We start from the raw sequence: 24,262 nt of genomic DNA on the forward strand, positions 1-24,262 counted from the left end.
TGTATCGTCAGTACCGGCCTCATCGCGAGCAAGCTCGCTCCCACATTTTTGTCCGGTGTGTACACATGCCCCTGTGGGAGCGAGCTTGCTCGCGAAAGCGGTGTGTCAGCCAATTCAATATCGACTGACCTGACGCCTTCGCGAGCAAGCCCGCTCCCACATTTTTTTCCGGCGTGTACACATGCCCCTGTGGGAGCGAGCTTGCTCGCGATGAGGCCAATACAGCCGCCAAAAAATAGCGACCTTACAAAAACATCTCCCGGCTCAACCCATGCCGCTGCATTTTTTCATTGAAGGTGCGGCGCGGCAGTTGCAGCTCTTCGAGCACGGCTTTCACGTCACCCTTGTGCCGGGTCAGGGCGGCGCGCAGGCATTGGGCCTCGAAGGCTTCCTGTTGGGCCGCGAGGGACTGGCCCGGTTCGGTGTCCAGGGCGGGCAGTTGGTCCAGGCCCAGTACCTGGCGCTCGGCGACGTTGGCCAGTTCGCGCACATTGCCCGGCCAATCGTGGCTGAGCAGATGGCTCAGTTGTGGGCCGCTCAAGGGGACGGCGGGGCGGCCGAGGCGTTCGGCGGCGCTGTGGGTGAAATGCTCGAACAGCAGCGGAACATCTTCGCGCCGTTCCCGCAACGGCGGCAGGCGCAGCTCGGCGATGTTCAGGCGATAGGCCAGGTCTTCACGAAAACGCCCGGCCCGCGCTTCGTCCAGCAAGTCGGGCTTGGTGGCGGCGATGATGCGCAGGTCGACGTTGATGCTCTGGTTGGAACCCAGGCGTTCGAGTTTCTTTTCCTGCAACACGCGCAGCAACTTGGCTTGCTGGGCCAGCGGCATGCTTTCGATTTCATCGAGGAACAGCGTGCCGCCGTCGGCGTATTCGAGCTTGCCGATGCGCTTGCCCTGGGCGCCGGTAAAGGCGCCGCTTTCATGGCCGAACAGTTCGGCCTCGAACAACGGTTCGGGGATGGCCGCGCAGTTCAGGGCCACGAACGGTTTGCTCGCCCTTGGCCCGAAGTCGTGCAGGCAACGGGCAACCAGTTCCTTGCCGCTGCCGGTTTCGCCGCGGATCAACACGTTGACCGGCAACGTCGCCAGGTCCAGCACCTGGCGACGCAGGTTTTGCAATGCCCGCGAGACGCCAAGCAGGGTGGCGTCGAGCTTGGCGCGGGCATCGGCCTGTTCGTGCAGCCGGCGGTTTTCCAGAATCAGGAAGCGCTTGTCCAGCGCCCGGCGCAAGCTGCCCAGCAGCGCTTCGGGGCTGAAGGGCTTTTCGAGGAAGTCGTAGGCCCCGTCGCGCATGGCCTCCACGGCCATCGGCACGTCACCATGGCCGGTCAGCAGAATCACCGGCAGGTCCGGGTCACGCCTGCGCACTTCGGCCAGCAACTCCAGGCCGCCCAGCCCGGGCATGCGCACGTCGCTGAGGATTACCCCGGGAAAATTGTCCGGCAGATGCGCCAGGCATTCTTCGGCGCGACTGAACAATTGCACCTGGAATCCCGACAGGCTCAGCCACTGCTCGACAGCCGTGCGGATGCTGCTCTCGTCATCGACGACCATGACCGAATCAAGCATGCAATTGCGCCTCCTGATCGATGGGCAAGGTCACGCAGAATACCGCGCCATGTTCATGATTGTCCGCCGTCAACCGCCCGCCGGATTCATGGATGATCGCAAACGAAACCGCCAGCCCCAGGCCGAGGCCATCGCCTACGGCTTTGGTGGTGAAGAAGGGGTCGAACACTTGCGCCAGATGTTCTTCGGCGATCCCGGTGCCGCTGTCGCTGACGCTCAGGCGCCACAATTGGTCATCGGCCTCCAGGCGCACTTCCAGGCGCTTGAGGGGTTGGTCGGCCATGGCGTCGAGGGCGTTGCGCAACAGGTTGATCAGTACCTGTTCGAGGCGGATCGCGTCGCCACGAACCCACGCCGGGCGGCTCAGGTGCAACACGGTACTGACGTTTTCGTCCCGCAGGCGCGTTTCCAGCAATTGCAGGGCTTGATCTACTACCGCCGCAAGGTCCAGGCGTTCGCGCAGGCCGCTGGGGCTTTTGCGAGCGAAGGTTTTCAAGTGGCCGGTGAGGGCCGCCATGCGAGTCAGCATGTCGTCCACCGGCTTGAGGGCTTTGTAGGCGTCATCGACACGGCCATGGTCCAGCAGCAGGCGCAGGGTGGCCAGTTGCATGCGCTGGGCGGTCAACGGCTGATTGATTTCGTGGGCCAGCGCGGCGGACATCTGCCCGAGGGCGGCGAGCTTGGCCGACTGCACCAGGCCGTCCTGGGCCGTGCGCAACTCGCGCGTGCGCTCGTCCACCAAGCGTTCAAGTTCCTCGCGGCTGCGTTGGCGCAACCTTGCCAGGCGCCAGCGCTGGTTGAGAAACAGCAGGAGGAACACCAGCGCCAGCCACAACCCGGCGGCGGCGAGGCCGGCGTTGCGCAAGTCTTCGAAGGCGATCTGAGGGCGCCGCAACAAATGCAGGGTCCAGCCTTCGGCGGTCAACGGCAGGGACTCCCACAAGTAGTCCGCGGCGCCATCAGGCGCCTCGACCCGGGCCAGGTGGCTGTTATCGTCGAAGCGTCGCAGCGGTTCATAGGCCAGCGGTTGCAACGGTTGCTTGTCGTATTGGCGCGTGGCCTTGAGCTCGGCAAGGTCGCTGTCGGACAGGGCGCGCAAGTGGCGATAGCGCCAGCCCGGACGATTGGCGATGAAAATGATGCCCCGCGCATCGCTGACCAGCAACGTGTCGCTGCCCTGGCGCCACTCTCGTTCCAACTCCGGGAATTCGAGCTTCACCACCATGGCGCCGAGGAATTCGCCGTCGTCGCCGGTCACCGCGCTGGACAGGAAATAGCCGGGGATGCCACTGGTCACGCCCACCGCATAAAACCGCCCGGTGCCATGGGTGCGTGTCTGGATGAAATAGGGGCGAAACCTGTAGTTGTGACCGACATAGCTGCTGGGCAGGCGCCAATTGCTGGCCGCCACGGCCAGGCCGGTACGGTCCATCAATTCCAGAGTGGACGACTGCGCGGCGCCGTTGATCTTTTCCAGCTTGCGATTGAGTTCATCCTGTTGTGCCGGGCTGATCGGCCCCTTGAGGGCGTCCCGCAGCTGCGGGTCCAGGGCGAGCACGACGGGCAGGGCGCGGTAGCGTTCGATCAGGGTGTGAAGCGAGTTGGCGTACAGCGCCAGTTGCTGGCTGGCACGGCTGGCGTCTTCTTCCAGGGCCTCGCGTTCGGCGTGGCGCACGGCCAGGGTGGAGGCAAGGGCGGCGCCGGCGAGGATCGAGGCGATGACAAGAAGCAGGCGCAAGGGGCGCGGCATTGCGGACATATAAATGTTCAAGGACCGGGCAGGGATGGGCACGATAGCACGCCGCCACCCCTTCGTGATGCGCCTCGATGCGTGATTATCTAAGCATCCTCTGCGTCTGTTTCAAACGCCCGACGGTGGCCTTCATTTCTTCGTGCATGCTTCGACGGGTGATTCCATTCGATTGTCCAAATATTTTGCTCAAAGGCACATAAACATCGATGGTCTCAACGCCCGCTTTGTCGTACAGCATGTCGACGACAGTAATTTCCTGGGTTAATAAAGTAATCAGCTCGTTGATGTTTTGATCGGCACGGTCTATTTTTTCTTCGGAAATCTCCTGCCCCGCGCCGATGACCTCATGGGCGATTTCAACGGTGCCTGTTGCAGTTTTCACCACGGCAGAAATCGCGCTGCCACCTGCCACATCCGCTGCTTTCAACGCAGTCGATGTGCCCGTGTTCACCGCTTCCCTTGCCAGGCTCAATGCATCCTTTCGAGACGGAGATTGCAGACTCTCAGCGAAGCCCTCGGCTTTCTTCAGCAGATAGGTGGCTGGACTTTTCTTGGCGTCGACCCCCTTGATGATTTCGCTCGGTTCCAAGGCAGAACTTTTGAATTTGACTGACGCGTCCACCCCCGCTTTCTCTATGCCCTTGTCCAGTCCCAAGGACACTCCCTTGGCTACTGCAAAACCCACTGCGACGCCTATGATCATACCGGGCGGGCCTGCCACGGCGCCTAACGCCGCTCCTCCCACGCCTAACCCAGCGCCCACTGTCAAGTTGATCGCGTTCTTGGCTACCTGGACGCCGACCCTTGACGCTGCCGATTGGGCACGGGTCGATGCTGATCGATGATTATCCAGTTGTGCTTGAGCCTGGATAGCCCTCGCTGAGATTGTCCCCAGGAGATCACTGAACCTGTAGATGCCTTCGCGTAATTCGGAGCGAGCCCGGTACTGCTGCTGGCGTTTCCTCGCTGCAGCCTTCCGGTCATCTCTCTCCGTTCGCTTCTCTCTTATGAACCCGCCTACATCGACATAGGTCATCGGATTGTTGGTGACGAACCCATATAGGTTCAACCCGTCGATATCTCCCGCCGGGTCGGCACTCACCCAGCGTGCCAGCCACGGCGCGTAATAACGTGCACCGTAGTAATAGAGCCCGCTGGCGTCCATCTCCTTACCAGAGTAGCGAACGGTCCTGTAGCTTGCTTCCAGGGCGGAACGGCCCGCGTACCAGGCGGTTCCGCCGAAAGGATAATAATGCTCAAGGCTGATCAGGCCGCCGGCGCGGTCCAGCTCCAGTGTGCTGGAACCCAGGTGATCATCGAGGTTGTAGCGCAACTGATCGGCTTCGATCCCCACAGGTTGGCCGGCTTCCCAATGCAGGCAGCGGACACTGCCGTGAGCCAACCCGAGGGTGAGTACGTGGAGACGTTCGCCATCGCTGGAAGTGCGTATTTCAATGCCCGGCAAATAACGTGTCTGCCGGACTGCGCGTGCGGCAGTGTGGGTTTTGCCGACCCGCTCGCCCTGGCTGTACAGATAGGTTTCGTTATCGTCGCTCAGATCATCTTCCCGCTTGATCACCGTGACAGTGCTGAGCTGGTCGCGAGAGTTCCAGGTCAGCGCCGGCGTACCGCTCTGCAGGAACAGCTGGTTACCGTGGGTGTCGAACTGCGTGTCGAAATCCGGCTCGGGGTCGCCTTCTGTCCAGCGCACGCCGCGGTTGCTGTTGGGGTCGATGCGCGTGATGTGCGTGTGATTGTTGCCTTCGCGAATATGGCGCAGACGGGTCAAGTTGTTGCCGCTGTCGTATTCGTATTGTTGGGCATAGTTGAAGCGGCGGTTCGGGTCGATGGGGATGATGGGGGCTGGCAAGCCGGGTTGCAGGTGTGGTGTGTCGCCCTCGAAGCCGCTGGCGGTGATGAGCCGATAGAGCGAGTCGTAGGTAAACTCGCGATGGCCGTCCACGCGTTGGTTGGCAAAATGGACGGTGGCGACTGCGTGGTCTTCGATGCGCGTTATGTTGCCTACACGATCGTAGAAGTAGGCCAGGTCCTGGCGCAGGTCCGCACCGGGTTTTCCTGCCTGGAGTGTGCTCAGCCGGCCATCGGCCGGGTCATAGGTCCAGCGGCTGATAATGCCGTTTGCCGCCTCCTGACGCTCGATCTGGCCGGCAGCGTTGTACTGGGCCTCCAGCATGATCGGTTGCGACGCGGTATCGAACTTGAGCTGCAAGTCGACTGCCTTGAGCTGCCCGGCGACGTCCAGGCGCAGGTGCTGGCGATGACCGCCTGCATCGGTCTGGCCGATGAGCGCGCCGAGGGCATCGAAGGTTTGCTCGGTCGTATGAATGTCGGCGTCGGCGAACGCGCGGGCCTGACGCAGGGGCAAGCCGGACAGGCCATAACTGTCGCAACGCAAAGTGCCGGACGGATCGACTTGTTCCAACAATTGCCCACGCACGTTGCGACCGGCGTCTTGAGTGGCGTCGCCATAGGTGAAGGTTTCGACATTCAAGTCGCTGTTCTCGTCCAGTGCCACCGGGCGCAACTGGCTGTCATGGTGCATGCGCCATCGATTGCCACGTGCGTCCCAGCGTTCCAGGGTTTCACTTGCCAACCCCGGCAATATCAAGCGCCAGCCGGCATCGACGCTGTCGATACGCAGCGGCTCCCCCATGAGATTGTAGATCGTGGATTGGTTGGCTTTCGGGGCATGGCCGAACAGACGGGCATCCCATTGTTCGGCGAGACGCCCGGCCCCATCGAACTGTTGATGGGCGATGAGGGCGACGGCAGCGACCGAAGCCTCGCTACGCAGGTAAGCGACTTGCCGCACGGGCAGGCCTCGTCCATCGACGGCGACGATGTTCGGAGTGCGAGCGTGGACATTCGTCATATCAGTCCTTCGACAATGGGCCAGTCGATGGCGGGACGGTATCGTTGTAATCGTGATCGCACTGATACCACGGATGATAGACATGCCAGGCTTGATCAAGCTTGGCATTGATGACCTTGATCAAGCGCCCTGGCGGATCGTAGAACTGCTGGTCGTGGTAACCGTGTTCTCGCAGCGAGGCGTCATTGATGTAGCGCCAGGTATCGGCGAAATAGGGGCGATACATCCGCGTGACCAAGCCTTTATTGTTGTACTCGACCCGTTCGCTGACGCGCCAGCGCGGGTCGGCTTCGCGCTGTACCGGCTTGCCATCCTCGCCCAACGCCAGTGAGCCCTCTTCAGTCACGGCATAGGCTTTGCCTGCCTCGACCAACTGCTTGGTCTGCACGGCGCGGCCAAAGCCGTCGACGGCGCTGATGGCGATGCGGATCTGTTGCAGCGGGTCGTCCGGGTAACGATCGGCGCTCAACACGACGCTGTGCACCGGTTCCCGAGGCGTGGCCCGGACCAGCCTCCAGAGTCGCTCCTCGCCGACGGTACGCACGGCAAGTCGGGCCAGGCGAACCCGTGCCGAGGCTCGGACATGGCCGCTGGGCAACAAGTATCGAGCTCGGACCCACTCGTCACGTTGTGCCGCCGACACCTGCGCCAGGTCGGGCAAACTCATCCAACTCATATCTTCGACACGCACGGCGCTGGCGATGTTGCCCAGGGTTGCCTTGGGGTTCGCAATCGCATAGGCCGGCGACAGGTCGGCGGGGGGCTCATAACCCTCAATGCCATGGAAGCCTGCCGGAACGCCATTTTCAGTGCCATGGAAGGTAACGCCCAACGGTACGCCCGCCGGTCCGTAAAGCGCTTGCTGGACGTTCTCGTTGGCGTCGGTGATCTTGCTTGGCAACAGCGAGTGGTAGTTGTATTCGACGCGGGTGGTGCAACCGTCCGGAAGCTGTACGGCGATGGCCATCAAATGAAAATCGTCGTAACTGACCGAGGTGACGCCATGGCTCTGGGTCTCCTGTAATTGGCTGATGTGGAAGAAGCCGTCCAGCGGCAAGTATTGGGGAAAGCCGATTTTCTTGGACCAGAGGTTTCGGGCCTCGTCCTTTTTCGAATCTTCAAGTAGGAACAGCGCCATGGGCTCGAAGCCGATCGTTTCCAGTTGCTCGCGAATGTCGAACGGTTCAGGCACCGCGTCGTAGGCGCTCAGCGCCTGCTCGTCGAATTCGGCGATTTCCAAGGGACCGCGCAAAGCCTGGAACAGGATCTTGCCTGATCCATCGCGCATGTAGGTTTGTTCCTCAAGGGCGATCAGCTCTCGGGCGGCCGTCCAGGCCGGCGAACCCTGAAGCTCAAGGACGCTTTCGTAGCTCACCTGTTGCGGTGTGAGTCCGCCCGGCAGTGGGGCTTTGGGGCGTTGCAACCCGTTGGTCCGGGCGCGCCAGGGCAAGCCCAGTCGCTGGCGCAGTCCTTCCTCGTCGATCAGGTGTTGATAGTCGGCCAGGCTTTCTGTCAGGTGGTACACCTGTTGTTGATCGTCGTGAGCGTCGCGCCACCAGGTGTTTTCATCCTCATCCTCAAAGGGTGGCTCGTCGTCCGCTGTCAGGCGTCGCGCGTAATTGACCAGGAAACCGTGAGTCAACTGGCCGTAGCGGTTCCAGGCCAGGTTGATGGTGTGTTGGGCTTGCGGGTCGTTGATGAAACCGTCGTATTGATAACTGACCGTTTCCAACGCCAAAACCAGCAAGCTTTTTTGGCCGTCATGGGGTTGGCGCAGCAGGTAACGCTGTTGCGTCACGGTGTAGGGCTCGAGCATGGCAATCGATTCGGCGTGATGGGTTTCGCTGCGCAGTACCTGGCCACTCAAGGCATAGGCCATTTCCCGGGCCGTGTCCGGGTCGGGCGTGATGATCTCGTCGACGTTGTCCCGTTCGTGGAGCCGGGCCAGCAGCGTGGGCCCCAGCGACGGGGCATCGCTGTCGATGTCAACACAATCCTTGAGCGGCTGATCGACGGTGCGGCCGGTGTGGAACCAGGTCTTGAGCAGCACTGGCGCGGTGAAGCTGTCGTCTGTGTCACCGGCGGGGATTTCGCTGTCGAGCTGATACAGCCGGCCGAAGCCACGGAACTCGCGGTGATAGCTGTCGTAGTCGCCTTCAAAATAACTGAAGTGTTGGGTCAGGTAGTTCCCGGTGATCTCGTCCAGTTGTTGCTGGCGCGCCACCAGTGGGAGGGCCATGGGTAGATGGCAGATCGGTGGCTGGCGGCGTTTGAGCAGCTCGGCTTTTTCATCCAGCCAGAACTGCGCACTGCTGCGGTAGGCCAGCGTACTGCTGCAACCCATGTTGTTGTTCGTGGCGCTGAGGACGTAGGGCCTTGAGGCGACGAAATCGTAGCGCCAATGCCGGGGTTTCATATCCGGCATGGCATGGGGCACGCTCAGGATCAGGCTCGCACAACCCAGGCCTTGCAGGTCGGCCAGTGTGACCTGGCAAAGATGGTCATAACGCAGGCCGTCGGGCCAAGGCACCTTAGTAGGTTCCTGATCCACCTGATTGCCGCCGTGGTTGAAATAAATCTCGAAACAATCGCTTTGCAGGTAAATCAGCGCCGGCGCACCGGAGCCATCCAGATCGGCGATCCGCACCCGCTCGACATTGAACTCGTCGTATTTGAAGGGCAGGTCGCTCATGACAAAACCCTTGCCGAAACGCCCATGACCGAGGTTTGGCCAGCATTTGATTTCATTGAAGCGGATACGGCACAGCTCGGTGCTGTCGCTGCCCAGCATGTTGGTGAACAACACCAGCTCACTGCTCACATCGCTGAACAATGGCAGGTCACTGTCCGGTTCATGGGGAACGTCAACGCCGGCGGCGAAGCCTTGTTCACGAAGGTTGGCGTAGAGTCGCACGCTTTTCGGGCCGATCATGGCCAGCGAGCGCAAGCCGTCGCCGGTCAGGTCGCTCAATTGCGCGGCGGGGTGCAGGAACTCCGTGGGGAAACGCTTGAAGTCGGTGAAGGTCGACCAGCTGCGGTCAGGGTTCAGCGTGTAGAAGCCGTTCATGCCGGGCTGGGCGATGACCCAATTGAGGCGGCCGCTGCCGGTCAGGTCGGTGAGCAGTTGCATGACTCCCGGGTTTTCGGCGGCGATCGGAATGCTGGGAAGAAGCGACCAGGCACCATAACCTATTTCTTCACTGTCGCCGGTCGTGGCGCGCTCGGGTTCGCGGTAATACCAGCCATTGGTGTAGCGGCACAAGAAGCCTGGGACACCTTCGCCATACAGGTCGACGCATTGATAGCGAACGCCATCTTCCAGGGCGGGCATTGTCTCGAGGGCGAAGAATGTCTTGGGTTCCAGGTTCGGCTCGAAGTCGCTGTAATGCAGTTCGACGGGCGGGCTGTTTTCGACCCGGCCGTCGGCGTCCCAATCTTGATAATGGGCAGCGGTCAATGTGCTATAGCGCAGCTCGGTAGTGGTGTATTCCAATAGCAACCGTCGCACCAGCGCGGGTTCGGTGTCGGCGTCGGCGGGGAAGTGGTGGAACATCAATACTTGATGACACAAGCGCCGTGTACCGATTTCGAAACCGTATCGGTAGGCGTGGAGCGGGTCGGTGCGCGTTTGCCAGGCGGCTTCGTCGTCGGCAGTCCAGGCCGGCTTTTCATCGAGCTGGACGGTGCGCTGGCCGTAGTCGAATAACAGATGGAAGTGCCAGGGCAGGTTGGCGGGGTTCTCTTCCTCGAAACAATAAAAGGTTTCGCTGGCCGTGGCATTGCCATAGCACACCCGGCGCAGGTAGCGCTGGGCCCTGTAGTCGTGGTCATCTTCGGACTCGGCGGGATCGGCGGTGTATTCGTAGTAGATGTGCTCGCCCAGCGGGCTGACTTCTTCCAAGAGCAGCCATTCGGCAATGCGTAGCGGATTCTCCGGATCAGCAATGCGCGACTCGCCGCTGTGCCCATAGCAATACAAATTCCCGTCGCTACCTTGTACGCGCCAGAACGGCGGCTGGCCGCCGTCGGGCATCCACAGCTCATAGATATCGAATGCGCTTTCCAGCCTGGGGTAATAGCGCACTACGCTATAGGTCATCCTGCTTCGCCCTGGAAGCATGCGCGTGACATGCGCCCCATGGTCGGCCCAGCGATCCACCCCGTCGGGACCGACCATGACATCGTCTTCGAGGTAATGCGGCACGCCTTTACTGGTCTTGCGCGCAATGCTGGGGATCGGCAACTGCATGCCGATGCCAAACGGGCCATTGCCGCTCTGGCTGTTGTACTGAAGGGTCATGGCCGGCGTCAGGTAACGAGCGCTCGACACCGGCAGCGGCAATTCAAACGAGGCGGCGCCCCGCGTGCCCACCGGGCCGAGGCTGTTGCCAATAGTCGCGATCGACGCGCTGCCGGCAATGGAGGGTGTGATGATCTGTAGGGGCGCTTGCTCTGCCATGGACGTTTATCCCTTTGATCAGCGCCAGGGCTGATTCCTGGCCAGGATGAGGATGCCAAGGGGGAGCGGGGATGTAACCTGTCAGATCTTACAGGTGGGCGGGTTTGGCCGATGAATGGTTGTGCGCATGCCTTTTGTGGGAGCGAGCTTGCTCGCGATAGCGGTGTGTCAGTCAACGTCCATGCTGAATGATCCAACGCTATCGCGAGCAAGCTCGCTCCCACAGGTTTTTGCTGCGGGCATGAAAAAAGGCCGGTGGGTTTGCCGCCCACCGGCCTTTTTCACAGCGCTGGAGTGCCTGTTACTGCACTTCCACCGCCAGGCTCTCGCTGATCTTCTGCTGCCAGATCGCCGGGCCGGTGATGTGCACCGACTCGCCTTTGCTGTCCACGGCGACGGTCACCGGCATGTCCTTGACCTCGAACTCGTAGATCGCTTCCATCCCCAGTTCGGCGAACGCCAGGACCTTGGATTTCTTGATCGCCTGGGCCACCAGGTAAGCGGCGCCGCCGACGGCCATCAGGTAGACGGCCTTGTTGTCCTTGATCGCTTCGATGGCGGTCGGGCCGCGCTCGGATTTGCCGATCATGCCCAACAGGCCGGTCTGCTCGAGGATCTGGCGGGTGAACTTGTCCATCCGCGTGGCGGTGGTCGGGCCGGCTGGGCCCACCACTTCGTCACCGACCGGATCGACCGGGCCGACGTAGTAGATGAAGCGCCCCTTGAGGTCCACCGGCAAGGTTTCGCCCTTGTTCAGCATTTCCACCATGCGCTTGTGCGCCGCGTCGCGACCGGTGAGCATCTTGCCGTTGAGCAGCACGGTTTCGCCCGGCTTCCAGCTCTGCACGTCTTCCGGGGTCAGGGTGTCGAGGTCCACGCGACGGGCCGACGGGCCGGCTTCCCAGACGATTTCCGGGTAGGCGTCCAGCGGTGGCGCTTCCAGCGACGCCGGGCCGGAACCGTCGAGCACGAAGTGGGCGTGACGGGTGGCGGCGCAGTTGGGGATCATGCACACCGGCAGGGAGGCGGCGTGGGTCGGGTAGTCCATGATCTTCACGTCGAGCACGGTGGTCAGGCCACCGAGGCCCTGGGCGCCGATGCCCAGTTGGTTGACCTTCTCGAACAGCTCCAGGCGCATCTCTTCGATACGGTTCTGTGGACCGCGGGCCTTGAGCTCGTGGATGTCGATGGATTCCATCAACACTTCCTTGGCCATCACCGCGGCTTTCTCGGCGGTACCGCCGATGCCGATGCCGAGCATGCCCGGTGGGCACCAGCCGGCGCCCATGGTTGGAACGGTCTTCAGGACCCAGTCGACGATGGAGTCGGACGGGTTGAGCATGGCCATCTTCGACTTGTTCTCGGAGCCGCCGCCCTTGGCCGCCACGTCCACTTCCACGGTGTTGCCCGGGACGATGGAGTAGTGGATGACCGCCGGGGTGTTGTCCTTGGTGTTTTTGCGCGCGCCTGCCGGGTCGGCGAGGATCGATGCACGCAGGACGTTTTCCGGCAGATTGTAGGCGCGACGCACGCCCTCGTTGATCATGTCGTCCAGGCTCATGGTCGCGCCATCCCAACGCACGTCCATGCCCACGCGCACGAACACGGTCACGATGCCGGTGTCCTGGCAGATCGGCCGATGGCCGGTGGCGCACATGCGCGAGTTGATCAGGATCTGCGCCATGGAATCACGGGCCGCCGGCGATTCTTCGCGCAGGTAGGCCTCGTGCATCGCCTGGATGAAATCCACGGGGTGGTAATAGGAAATGAACTGCAGGGCGTCGGCAACGCTCTGAATCAGGTCGTCTTGCTTGATCACGGTCATGAGTCGCGCTCCTCTCTAAAGACGGGAACATTTTATGAGGCAGCTTCAAGCGGCAAGCTTCAAGTGGCAAGCTGAAGCAGTACGCGTACTGCTCGGAACTTGCCGCTTGAAGCTTGGAGCTTGGAGCTGACCCCAGGTCAAGGCACGCCGGGCATGCTGGCGCGACGCTAAAAAGGCGCGGCAGTATATCGCAGGCTGGGGGCCTGTGGGAGCGAGCTGCCTTTGTGGCGAGGGGATTTATCTGTGGCGAGGGGATTTATCCCCGCTGGGCTGCGAAGCAGCCCTAAAATGACTGAAGGCGAACAACCTGACACTCCGAGGTGACTGGTTTTCAGGGCTGCTCCGCAGCCCAGCGGGGATAAATCCCCTCGCCACAGGGGGATCGGCGGAGCCGGCAGATGCGTCAATCTGGGCCATTGCTTTGACGCCATTTTTCTGCTCCAGAATTGAATGGTCATTTGTCGAGCACGCCACTAAAGTGGCGTCTGGCCTATAGCGTAGGACACCTCTGTCAGTCTCCTTTCCCATGGTGAGTCACCGATTGACCCATAACGCCATTCAACGTCTTCTGCTTAAACGTTTCGCCCTCGCAGCCACGACCTATGCGCTGGCGCTGGTGTTGCTGTGGCTGGCGTTTTTCAGTGGCCATTATCTCGACTCATTGCGTGGCGTCATCATCGGCACCTTGTTGGTGGTGCTGTGCCAGGGCGGGTTGTTCGCGTTGTTCATCACCGACCGCAACCTGCGGTTCGCCGACCCCAGCCTCACGGAAATACAGGTCTGGATCGGCCTCGGCTGGCAGACCTGGATGATGGCGCACCTGGACCAGGCTCGCGGCGTGTTCCTGGTGTTTTATGTGCTGATCCTGCTGTTCGGGCTTTTTCATCTCACGCGGCGGGCCTTTGTGCGCTGCGCGACGCTGGTGTTCATCAGCTTCACCGGCATCACGCTGTGGGACGGTTACTTCTTCCGGCTTCCCGACCCGACGCTGGCCGGCTTGCAAGTGTGCGTGCTGTTCATCGTGCTGGTGTGGCTGGTCCTGTATGCCCGCTACGTCCAGACCTCGCGCCAACGCATGCGCCAGCGTCGGTTTGCCTTGCAGGCGCACCAGGACACCTTGCGCGGCATGATGCGCCAGCTCGAAGACCTGGTCGCCACCGACGAACTCACCGGCCTGTTCAATCGCCGGCATTTCCTGCGCCTGGCAAGCCGCGAACTCAATACCCTCAGGCCCGGCATCGCCCATGGCCTGGCCTTGATCGACCTGGACCATTTCAAGCGCATCAACGATCTGCATGGCCACGCGGCAGGCGATCAAGTGCTGCAGGCGTTTGCCGGCGTCGCCACGGCCTGCCTGCGCGAAGGTGACGTGCTGGCCCGATACGGCGGCGAAGAATTCGTCATGCTGCTGCCCGCCTGCGATCCCGCACGCCTGACGGCCTGTTGCGAGCGCTTGCGGCTGGCGTTCACCGAGGTTCAGTTGACTGAATTGCGCGTGGGCAGCCTCAGCCTGTCGGTGGGCATGACGATGCTGGAAATGGGCGATGACCTGGACAGCGCCTTGCAGCGCGCCGACCAGGCCTTGTACCGTGCCAAGCGCGATGGCCGCAATCGGTGTGCCGCCGCTTGGGAGAATGTCGATGCCTGAGTTGAAAGTCGCCGACCGACAATGGACGGTGGCGGCGGGCGATAACCTGCTGGACGCGCTCAACCAGTCCGGCGTGCCGGTGCCCTACAGTTGCCGTGCCGGCAGTTGCCATGCGTGCCTGGTGCAATGCGTGAGCGGCGATGTGCGTGACAACCGTCCCGATGCGCTGACCCCGGCGCAGCGTGATCAAGGCTGGCGACTGGCATGCCAATGTCAGGTCATCGAAGACGTGCAGATCCACACCTTCGACCCACGGCGCGACGGCCAGGCCGCCGAGGTGGCGGCGCTGGATTGGCTCGGCGCCGACGTGCTGCGCCTGCGCATTACGCCGCAGCGACCGTTGCGCTATCGGGCCGGACAACATCTGGTGCTGTGGGCCGGCGACGTGGCCCGGCCGTATTCCCTGGCGAGCCTGCCCGAGGACGACCGCTTCCTGGAGTTTCACCTCGATTGTCGCGCGCCAGGGCAATTCGTCGATGCGGTGCGACAACTCAAGGCCGGCGACCCGATCCGCCTCGGTGAGTTGCGTGGCGGCGCGCTGCATTACGATCCCGATTGGCATGCAAGGCCGCTGTGGCTGCTGGCCTCCGGCACGGGGCTGGGGCCGCTGTTCGGTATCTTGCGCGAAGCGTTGCGCCAGCAGCATCAAGGGGCGATTCGGTTGATTCATGTGGCCCGCGATGCCGCTGGGCACTACTTGAATAAACCCCTGCAGGCGTTGGCGGCCAAGTATCCGAACCTGAGCGTCGAGCTGCTGACGGCTGCCGAGGCCCCAGGCGCACTCGCGCAGTTGCGCCTGGCTTCGCGTCAGACCCAGGCGTTGGCCTGTGGCCATCCGGATTGGGTCGAGGCGTTTGCCAAGCGTTTGTACCTGGCTGGGTTGCCGCGTAATCAGTTGCTGGCGGATGTGTTTCTTACGCGTGGGAATGGCGGCGTCTGACAGATCGTCATCGCGAGCAAGCTCGCTCCCACATTGGATTTGCGGCGTACACAGAACCCCTGTGGGAGCGAGCTTGCTTGCGATAGCGCCAGCCCAAACACTGCATTCCCAAAAGCACAAACCAAAAAGCCCCGCCATTCACATGGCGGGGCTTTTGTTTTCAGCAACCGATCATCAAACCATCGGGTCGCCAACGTGCAGGATCTTCATCCCGTTGGTGCCGCCGGTGGTGTGGTAGCTGTCGCCCTTGGTCAGGATGACCCAGTCGCCTTTTTCCACGACGCCGCGCTTGGTCAGTTCATCGATGGCTTTCTGGCTGACTTCGTGCGGCTCCAGCGAAGCCGGGTCGAACGGAATCGTGTACACGCCACGGAACATCGCTGCGCGCGCCTGGGCTTCGCGGTGCGGGGTGAAGGCGTAGATCGGCACCGAGGAGCGGATGCGCGACATGATCAGCGGGGTGTAGCCACTTTCGGTCAAAGCGATGATCGCCTTCACGCCCGGGAAGTGGTTGGCGGTGTACATGGTCGCCAGGGCGATGCTTTCGTCGCAGCGGCTGAATTCCTTGCCGATGCGGTGGCTGGAGGTCTTGCCGGTCGGGTGCTTCTCGGCGCCGATGCAAATGCGCGCCATGGCCTGCACCGCTTCGAGCGGGTAGAGGCCGGCGGCGCTTTCCGCCGAGAGCATCACCGCGTCGGTGTAGTCCAATACGGCGTTGGCTACGTCGGACACTTCGGCGCGGGTCGGCATCGGGTTCTGGATCATCGACTCCATCATCTGGGTCGCGACGATCACCGCTTTGTTGTGGCGGCGTGCGTGCAGGATGATCTTCTTCTGGATGCCCACCAGCTCGGCGTCGCCGATTTCAACGCCCAGGTCGCCACGGGCCACCATCACGGCGTCGGACGCCTTGATCAGGCCGTCGAGGGTTTCATCGTCGGCCACGGCTTCGGCGCGTTCGATCTTGGCCACCAGCCAGGCAGTGCCGCCGGCTTCGTCGCGCAGTTGACGGGCGTATTCCATGTCCGCCGCATCACGGGGGAAGGACACGGCCAGGTAATCGACTTCCATTTCCGCGGCCAGCTTGATGTCGGCCTTGTCTTTCTCGGTCAGGGCCGGGGCGGTCAGGCCGCCACCGCGACGGTTGATGCCTTTATGGTCCGACAGCGGGCCGCCGATGGTCACGACGCAGTGCAGTTCGGTAGCGGTGGCGGTTTCGACGCGCATCACCACGCGGCCGTCGTCGAGCAGCAGCTCGTCGCCCACGCCGCAATCCTTGACCAGGTCCGGGTAGTCGATGCCGACCACTTGCTGGTTGCCTTCGGTCAGCGGGTGACTGGTGGAGAAGGTGAACTTGTCACCAATTTTCAATTCGATGCGCTTGTTGGCGAATTTCGCGATGCGGATCTTCGGGCCTTGCAAGTCGCCCAGCAGGGCAACGAAGCGGCCGTGCTTGGCGGCGAGGTCGCGCACCAGCTTGGCACGAGCCTTGTGCTCGTCGGGGGTACCGTGGGAGAAGTTCAGGCGGGCAACGTCCAGGCCAGCCAGAATCAGCTGTTCGAGAACTTCCGGCGAATTACTGGCCGGGCCAAGGGTAGCGACGATTTTGGTGCGACGGACGGACATGCAGGACTCCTCAAGTTCAAGCGCCAGCGAAGGCTACTATGGTCTTTGGGTGTAGTCATTGTTCAAGTGCACTACTTATTCGTTTCTTTTTCGAAATGAACATTCCTGAAAATTTTTGCGCCTCTACGACTTTCACATTCCTTCTGTGGCGAGGGGATTTATCCCCGCGGGGCTGCGAAGCAGCCCTAAAATGGCAAATGCACATTAGCCTGACACACCCAGGGGTTGGCTTGGGGGCTGCTCCCCAGCCCAGCGGGGATAAATCCCCTCGCCACAAGAGCACTGCCTAGCTGAGCTTTCAGGTTGAAGATTTTTCCACCCAGGTCGATAAAGAGCTCAAGACAGGAGAACCTCCCCATGCGATTCGTGCTTTTTATTGCCCTGGCCCTGAGTATCACGGGCTGCACCCGTTGGTCGATGAACCACCACATGAACCTCGCCTACACGGCCTACGAGCGGGGCGACTGCGACCAGGTCATGCTCGAGCTGTCCAAGGTCGACCGCGCCAGCCGCGCTCGCCGCTACATGCAGCCGGAAGTCTCGATGATGCGCGGCCAATGCCTGGAACGGCAAAAGCTGTTCGTCGACGCGGCGCAAACCTACCAGTTCATCCTCGCACAGTACCCCAACAGCGAATACGCTTACCGCGCCCGCGCACGGCTCGAAACCCTGCAGAGCCTGGGCCATTACCCTACCCGCAGCGCTGCGGCGATTCGCCCTACGTCATTCTGATTGCGTTGAATTGAAACCTTTGGACCGAGCCGCTTGTCGACCGATAACAGGTCTCGCATTCGGCTGGCCCTTGTCCATGCTTGGGCTATATTTGTACAAGGTATGAATAGGTTCCTGGGTTTCAATTTGAAGCGTCACCTGTGACCGGCAGAAGTTGGCCAGCATGCTTGGATGCGTCTGGCACCGGGATCGGGGAGAGCGAGCTGACTCAGGCTCGTTCCGAATCGACCGATGGCCGTGCACACGGCTGTCCAAAAAAGCGATGCAAGCCATGTACAAAGGACGTCGAATTGAACGGCATCAATTGCCGTATTTCCTCCAGGTCTTCAATGGCACCAACCAAAACCCCATCGGGTTTCTGGGTAATGTGTCTGAAAACGGCCTGATGCTCATCAGCCATTTGCCGTTGATGGTGGGCGCAAATTTTGACCTCTGCCTGAAATTACCTGTCGATGAAGGGCCGCAGCAACATATCCTGCTGAGAGCCAACTGCCTGTGGTGCCATGAAGACGTGACGCCCCAACACTTCGACGCCGGCTTCAGCCTGCTCCAGGCGTCACCGGAATATGGTGTTTTGGTGAACGCGCTACGGCAGTATTTCAGCTTCCACCCGGTGTCGGCCTCGGCCTGAAGCCCCGATTTTTTACTGGATGCCCCCAGCTCAAAACCGCCCCATAACCCGTGGCGAGGGAGTCCCCCCGCGTCGTCGACAGCAGCGCTGTGGCAACGTGAGCTTGGTTCTGTGGCGAGGGGATTTATCCCCGCTGGGCTGCGCAGCAGCCCCCAAACCAAACAACTCGGTGTGCCAGTAAGGTCGAGGTTGTTGCTTTTGGGGCTGCTGCGCAGCCCAGCGGGGATAAATCCCCTCGCCACAAGGACGTCTAACTCAACGCGTTGCTCACGCCGCTCTCAACGCTGCACCTTCGCTTCGCCATCCATCAACTTCTCCAGCAACAACACCCCCATCTCGCCCATCTGGTGAATCGCCAGGGCCAGGTTGCGCGGGGCGCCTTCCAGGTCTTCCGATAAATCCAGGATCAACGTGCTCACCGAGCAGAAGGTTTCGTACGTGTGCGCCAGCAGGCCTTCGGGGTCGGCATCGGGGGCGACGATGAAATAGTCCAATTGGCGTGGGGTTTTGTCCGGCTTGCCGGCGTTGGGCTTTAGGTAATGGTCCAGGGCTTTTTGCGCGGCTTTGTCGAGCTTTTGCTCGTCGAGGGTTTTGCGAGGGGAGCGTGGGGCGGGTTTTGGCGGATTTGGGGTTGGTTTGATCATTGGTGAACTTCCTTCCAGTGATGCCTTGACCTCCTCGCGACTAAACGAGGGGTGGCGGCTGTACGCAGGTTAGTCGACCGGGGAAGTGTCACCAAAAACCGGCGCGCCGAAGCGCCCTGCGCACAGCCACCATCGAGTGCAGGGTAGGAAACCTGACTGATGGAAGCGCAATGCACCTGATGACATACCCCGAGCGACTAAACCCGATCGCTGAGGTGTCAGCGACGCGAATCACGTTACGGGGCAAGGCCAAGGTGCACAAGTCGGCGGATTCTGGCGGATCTGTAGTCCATTGCGCAAGGAGGTGTAGTCAGGTTCGGGGCATTCCTACAAAGGTGGTAGGACCGTTGGTCGGGACTGTCGGAGTTGACAGGTGCGCGGCAATTGGTTCCGACGTTTATTGGTACCACGTCCCAGTCGTTATATGGCTAATAGAGATGTTCAGGAGCCCATAGGGGCGCGCTCTGTTACTTCTTAATCAAACATTGCCCTGCGAGTGCTGCCGAGCAATATGTTCGTTAAAACGAGGTGCAGTCATGAATGTTGATAAGACCCCAAAAGCAGTAATAGTGGAAGCGGAACGAGACGGTCAATGGGCGCAACTAAGTTTGGAGTATTCGTGGTCGGAGAATGGCACTATGTTTACTGTTAGAACCATTAACTATATAGCCTCGAATAATGGCCGCTCAGAAGGTAATATTAAGTTGGCGCTTGTTTCAGCTGGCGACACCGGCTGGAGGCAGTTGACAGGCAGCGGGATTCAAGACGGAAAATGGCACGAGTTTGGACACACTGTTTCTGTGCAAGGTAATAATCGAACGGCGGTTATACATTTTAATTGGATATATGACCAGGCGTGGCCGCGCAACGATATTAATATGACGGGGGCTTGGGAGGTGACGAAATAAACTGTCCTGTCGATGCATAAAAACTAACTTTATAGATGTTCGCAAGTGGCTCGTGGTGGCTAACGTTGACGCGGGAAAGATACCTGACAGTAAATATGAGGTGGAAGAATTTCCACATTACGCTTGAAGCCAATTTCGGCCTGCGATGGACGTCGCCGGGATGCAGAAAATGTGAGTGCGTCGCCGATATCTACATCAGCTTCTATCCGATGTAGATATCGCGTGGGCCTTGGTTTTTACTGGGCAGCTCTAGTCTCAAAGACGCCCAATAGTTCAAAGTTACCCATAACTCCGTGGCGAGGGAGCTTGCTCCCGCTGGGTCGCGAAGCGGCCCCAAAACGCCTGAATGCGGAGCAACAGTTACTGCATTCGCCAGTTTTCCGGCTGCTTCGCAGCCGAGCGGGAGCAAGCTCCCTCGCCACAGCGCTGGCGTCTAATTCATTGCGCCGCTCACGCCGCCCTCAACGCTGCACCTTCGCTTCGCCATCCATCAACTTCTCCAGCAACAACACCCCCATCTCGCCCATCTGGTGAATCGCCAGGGCCAGGTTGCGCGGAGCGCCTTCCAGGTCTTCCGATAAATCCAGGATCAACGTGCTCACCGAGCAGAAGGTTTCGTACGTGTGCGCCAGCAGGCCTTCGGGGTCGGCATCGGGGGCGACGATGAAATAGTCCAATTGGCGTGGGGTCTTGTCCGGCTTGCCGGCGTTGGGCTTTAGGTAATGGTCCAGGGCTTTTTGCGCGGCTTTGTCGAGCTTTTGCTCGTCGAGGGTTTTGCGGGTGGGACGTGGGGCGGGTTTTTGCGGATTTGGGGTTGGTTTGATCATGTTCACTTTTCCGTAATGGTGGCTGCCACCCGATTCGCGACTAAACGAGGGGTGGCGGCTGGACGCAGGTTAGTCGACCGGTGGAAAAGCGAAGCCCGGCGCGCCCGAGGGCGCCCTGCGAACAGCCACCATCAAGTGCGGGCAGGAGAACCCGACTGGATGACGCTTGTGCACATCACTTTTACCACTGGGCGACTAAACCCGATCGCTGAGTTGTCAGCGACGCGAATCACGTTACGGGGCAAGGCCAAGGTGCACAAGTCGGCGGATTCTGGCGGATCTGTAGTCCGTTGCGCAAGGAGGTGTAGTCAGGTTCGGGGGATTCCTACAAAGGTGGTAGGGCCGTTGGTCGGGACTGTCAAAGTTGACAGGTGTCGAGATAGAGCATTTGGCGTTTATTAATTGAACGCTCCATCAATTTTGTCGTGATTTTTGATAAAAAATGAGATCCGAACATTAAGAGTGATGCGAAGAATTACATGTCCAAATTATTCCAATTTGGTTGCTTACGGTGTAAGTCGTAACTCGTTTGCGCGGCGCAGTTTTTGAAGGCGTCTCGACATAATTAACGGTGGAATTCAAAGATGAAGTCTGTCAGCGATATTGAAGATGTCGATTCTGAAGTCGGAAAAAAATACACCATCAGAGCTCAGGATGGAACTTTATGGGCGGACCTTGAGGTGAGGTGTTGGTGGTCGAGTGAGTCGAAATTTTATGCGCAGCCTCTGCGGTATAAAGCAAGAAGTAACAGTCGCAACAGCGGCAATGCAGAGCTTAGGCTTAAGTCAGTGAACGAAGGGGGGTGGAGTAGCTTAATCGGTGATAAAGGGATACAAGACGGTGCATGGCACGATATGAGTGGTTCGACACATGCAGCTACGGGTAACGGTATTTCAGCAGTCGTTAATTTTCACTGGATATACGATATAAATGATGGCCCGGATAGGGATCTGTATGGAGCGGTGGAGGTGCGTTATGTCGCCCCTCCACGAATTACAAAGCCCGCGAGTGGACTTGTGGTGCTACCCGGTCAAGCTCTAAGTTTTGAGGGTACAGGCACGAATACGGCGAAAGTCACTGTTTACCACGCCGATTCGGGGGAGGCATTATCCGAGCCTGTCGACGTAAAGGGTGGCATTTGGGCAGCGCCTTTAATCAAACCGCTGTTGTCGGGGGCAAACCGCATTACCGCGAAGCAGGTTCTTGATGGTATGCCTTCGGATGAGGCGGCGAGTGTCACCGTAACACTGTTGACCAAGCCAGTCATTCTAAAGCCTAAACCAGATACGACAGTTGGACGCTGGCCAGCGTTTTCTGGTACAGGTGTGCCCGGAGCAAAGCTACAACTCCACGTGAGTGGTACGGGTGAAATAGTCCCTCATCTAGATAGATTGGTTGATAAGTTTGGCGAGTTCTCTATTTCGCGCTTAACCAATATATTGGCTACGGGTAACCACTCTTTCACTGCCAAACAGACCCTGAACGGTCAGGAGTCGGGCTGGGCAGAAAATATTGCTATAAAAGTTGTTTCATCCACGCCGCCAGAAATTACCGATCCGCCAGCCGGTTCGGTTCAAGACAGGAACTTTTGGTTGAAGGGCATAAAGGGCCGTTTAGGTTTTAGTGTTAAAGTTTTCAGGGACGGCGGGGAGGATTTGTTTGGGACAAACCTGACGATACTGGATGACTGGACTTGTGCTGTCATAATTCCGGCAGGTCCAGTTTCAGTGGTGGCGATCCTCGCAAATAGCCAGGAGGAAACGGATCGTAGCCCTGCCCGAGCGTTCAAAATCCGTCCTCCCAAGTTGTCCGGCATCAGTACCTATCCATCCAACACCACCATTAAATTCTCAGGCCTCGGCTATTTCGGTGCCACCATCGAAATCACGGTAGACAGTGGCCCAACTGTCAGGCCCCCACCACTGGCGGACGTGAAGGACGGGGAATGGGAAACGACAGCGACCGATTGGCCGTTTGGCAACTACCGCTTGCAGGCGATTCAAAAGGTACCCGACAGAGCAAGTGGTTGGATCGAGTCTGAACCCTATTACTTTTACATTGATGTGGGCTTGCCTGATGTAAGCGAGGTGTCCTACACGCCGGAGTATCGACCGGAATTTTCAGGCAAAGGTTTCAATGACGCGATGGTGAGACTGGTTGATGTTCCTGGCGGCACCAACAAGGTTGCCCCAGATGCTCAAGTGTCCGGCGAAGAGTGGCAGAGCCTGGCCTCTGAAGTCTGGGGACCGACGCTCAGGCGCAAAATCTATATCAAACAGTTTTTGTCGGAAGAGTGGTCACCCAACTGGGTCGAGGTCGAGGTCACCATCCCTCCACTGGCACCCGGCATGGGTGATCCGGTGGATAACGGCCTCTCGCCCAACTTCAGCGGCACTTGCTGGCCGGGCGCTACGCTCAAGCTTACGTTCAATGACGACGGTGTTATGCACACAGTCATCGATGACGATAACGATGGTCGCTGGGCTTTCCGGCGCGATACTCCGTTCGAGCCAGACATTTCTCACACCGCGACGCTTATCCAGACCGCCGCCGAACAAGACTCACCAGAAATCTTCAAAGTGTTTTCGGTTTCCCTGCCCATGCTCAAACCGGTGATCACCTATCCCGGTCCCGACGATATGGTGGGCCGCGATGTGATCGTCCGAGGGGACAACGGCATGGCCGGGGCCACGATGCAACTGCACGATGTTCAGTTCGGAAGACCGTTGGGTGAGCCCAAGTTGCTCACCGCCGACGGCGAGTGGTCCATCGAGCTCTTTGGACTTGAGTTCCGTAAGTACTTCCTCCGTGCGGAACAAGAATTAAATGGACAATCATCGGAGCGCAGTGATCAGCGGGTGTTTAACGTGGTGCTGCTGCCCCCGGAATTCGTGAAACCACAGCCCGGCGGGAACTTGCCACGTACCTCGGAGTTGTCAGGCCGCGGTATACCGAATGGGCGAGTCACCGTCTGGCTACAAGGCCAAGCCGACCCGTTACGTGAAAACATCTTTGTGAACTCGATCGGCGATTGGAAAACAGAAGTGACTTTGCCGATTGGCAGCACCACTGTCCGGGCCAGGCAAATTTTTATAGACGAGGAAGACACAGAACGAACCTCCGAATACAGCTCCTGGCTCACTTATAACGTTGTCCCTGCCCCGCCCTTCATCGAAAGCCCCGCCACGGACGAGCACATCGGTTCCAGCGTCGTGGTGTCGGGCTTCGGCATACCGGGGGACACCGTGACGGTCAGGTTGAACGATGCCAGCCGCACAGCGCTGGCGAGCGGCCCGGTGCTGGAGGACCGCACCTGGTCGGTGACCGTAACGCTCGAAACACCCGGCGGCGCCCACGAGCTGCTGGCCGTGGCGAAATGCGAGGGTTTCGAGTCCGCCGACTCGCCGCGAGCGGTGGTACTGGGGACCTACCTGCCTTCAATCGATAGGCCGGCGGCGGGACGTTGGGTCGATAACCCGGTCACGTTCGAAGGCCGGGGCCGGGCGGGCAGCGGGCGTGTCGTGAGTTGGTACAACCCCGAACTGGACTGGGCCGCGGCCCTTGGCGTGACTGCCGGCCAATGGCAGGGCGAGGCGACGCAGACGCTGGTCAGCGGCGGCCAGTGGTGCCGATTCAAGCAGACCCTCACGAGCGATGCGGATGGCGCGACGGTTTCCGATTGGGTTGAGAGTGGGCGTTTCGACGTGAAGTAATGCGGTCCTCGCCGCAGTCCTGGCCCGATGGGTGGTCTTGTGAACTGTCAGATCTGACAGTAGCCGACCAGGGTTTATTAGCGCGTAATTCAA

The 24,262-nt window shown here is 60.0% G+C and carries 14 protein-coding genes; 6 read left to right on the plus strand and 8 right to left on the minus strand.

The window, feature by feature from the left end; all coding sequences use genetic code 11:
* Window positions 1-244: 244 nt before the first annotated feature.
* The 5 genes from KSS97_RS06805 to KSS97_RS06825 all read right to left on the minus strand — a co-directional run bounded on the left by KSS97_RS06805 (window position 245) and on the right by KSS97_RS06825 (window position 12,500).
* The gene (locus KSS97_RS06805) at window positions 245-1,570 is read right to left on the minus strand and encodes a sigma-54-dependent transcriptional regulator (protein WP_030140848.1); all 1,326 of its coding nucleotides are present in this window, start codon (window positions 1,568-1,570) and stop codon (window positions 245-247) included.
* Window positions 1,563-3,329: a sensor histidine kinase gene (locus KSS97_RS06810; RefSeq protein ID WP_217861352.1), complete on the minus strand. Its 1,767-nt coding sequence runs from the start codon at window positions 3,327-3,329 to the stop codon at window positions 1,563-1,565. Before KSS97_RS06810 ends, KSS97_RS06805 begins: the two co-directional genes overlap by 8 nt.
* Before the next feature lie 76 nt (window positions 3,330-3,405).
* Window positions 3,406-6,216: an RHS repeat domain-containing protein gene (locus KSS97_RS06815; protein ID WP_217861353.1), complete on the minus strand. Its 2,811-nt coding sequence runs from the start codon at window positions 6,214-6,216 to the stop codon at window positions 3,406-3,408.
* A 1-nt stretch (window position 6,217) separates the two neighbouring features.
* Window positions 6,218-10,675 (minus strand): SpvB/TcaC N-terminal domain-containing protein, encoded by a 4,458-nt coding sequence (locus KSS97_RS06820; protein ID WP_217861354.1) that lies wholly within the window; start codon window positions 10,673-10,675, stop codon window positions 6,218-6,220.
* A gap of 301 nt (window positions 10,676-10,976) precedes the next feature.
* Window positions 10,977-12,500, minus strand: coding sequence for a fumarate hydratase (locus KSS97_RS06825; protein WP_217861355.1), 1,524 nt, complete (start codon window positions 12,498-12,500; stop codon window positions 10,977-10,979).
* Between the two features lie 541 nt (window positions 12,501-13,041).
* Between KSS97_RS06825 and KSS97_RS06830 the strand changes: the two genes are divergently transcribed.
* Both KSS97_RS06830 and KSS97_RS06835 read left to right on the plus strand, forming a co-directional pair.
* A complete protein-coding gene (locus tag KSS97_RS06830; RefSeq protein ID WP_030140844.1) occupies window positions 13,042-14,148 on the plus strand; it encodes a GGDEF domain-containing protein in 1,107 nt (368 codons plus the stop codon).
* Entirely contained in the window at window positions 14,141-15,088 is a 948-nt protein-coding gene (locus tag KSS97_RS06835) for an iron-sulfur-binding ferredoxin reductase (RefSeq protein ID WP_217861356.1), read from the plus strand. The genes KSS97_RS06830 and KSS97_RS06835 overlap by 8 nt, the downstream gene beginning before the upstream one ends.
* Window positions 15,089-15,262: 174 nt before the next feature.
* Here KSS97_RS06835 and pyk read toward each other — a convergent pair whose 3' ends face one another.
* Window positions 15,263-16,714, minus strand: coding sequence for a pyruvate kinase (pyk, locus tag KSS97_RS06840; RefSeq protein WP_030140842.1), 1,452 nt, complete (start codon window positions 16,712-16,714; stop codon window positions 15,263-15,265).
* Window positions 16,715-17,071: 357 nt separating this feature from the next.
* Here pyk and KSS97_RS06845 point away from each other — a divergent pair, with 357 nt between their 5' ends.
* Both KSS97_RS06845 and KSS97_RS06850 read left to right on the plus strand, forming a co-directional pair.
* Window positions 17,072-17,446 (plus strand): tetratricopeptide repeat protein, encoded by a 375-nt coding sequence (locus KSS97_RS06845; RefSeq protein ID WP_030140841.1) that lies wholly within the window; start codon window positions 17,072-17,074, stop codon window positions 17,444-17,446.
* Between the two features lie 271 nt (window positions 17,447-17,717).
* A complete protein-coding gene (locus KSS97_RS06850) occupies window positions 17,718-18,077 on the plus strand; it encodes a PilZ domain-containing protein (RefSeq protein WP_217861357.1) in 360 nt (119 codons plus the stop codon).
* A 278-nt stretch (window positions 18,078-18,355) separates the two neighbouring features.
* Here the strand turns inward: KSS97_RS06850 and KSS97_RS06855 are convergent, their stop codons facing one another.
* On the minus strand, window positions 18,356-18,721 hold the full coding sequence (locus KSS97_RS06855) for a DUF6124 family protein (RefSeq protein ID WP_217861358.1): 366 nt from the start codon (window positions 18,719-18,721) through the stop codon (window positions 18,356-18,358).
* Between the two features lie 536 nt (window positions 18,722-19,257).
* Here KSS97_RS06855 and KSS97_RS06860 point away from each other — a divergent pair.
* Entirely contained in the window at window positions 19,258-19,629 is a 372-nt protein-coding gene (locus tag KSS97_RS06860; protein ID WP_217861359.1) for a hypothetical protein, read from the plus strand.
* Between the two features lie 461 nt (window positions 19,630-20,090).
* On the opposite strand, the gene KSS97_RS06865 is transcribed toward KSS97_RS06860, so the two are convergent.
* Window positions 20,091-20,456, minus strand: a complete 366-nt coding sequence (locus KSS97_RS06865) for a DUF6124 family protein (protein ID WP_217861360.1) — start codon at window positions 20,454-20,456, stop codon at window positions 20,091-20,093.
* A gap of 584 nt (window positions 20,457-21,040) precedes the next feature.
* Here KSS97_RS06865 and KSS97_RS06870 point away from each other — a divergent pair.
* Window positions 21,041-24,169, plus strand: a complete 3,129-nt coding sequence (locus KSS97_RS06870; RefSeq protein WP_217861361.1) for a hypothetical protein — start codon at window positions 21,041-21,043, stop codon at window positions 24,167-24,169.
* Window positions 24,170-24,262 lie beyond the last annotated feature (93 nt).

The organism is Pseudomonas alvandae (assembly GCF_019141525.1).
In the GTDB taxonomy this organism is placed as follows: domain Bacteria; phylum Pseudomonadota; class Gammaproteobacteria; order Pseudomonadales; family Pseudomonadaceae; genus Aquipseudomonas; species Aquipseudomonas alvandae.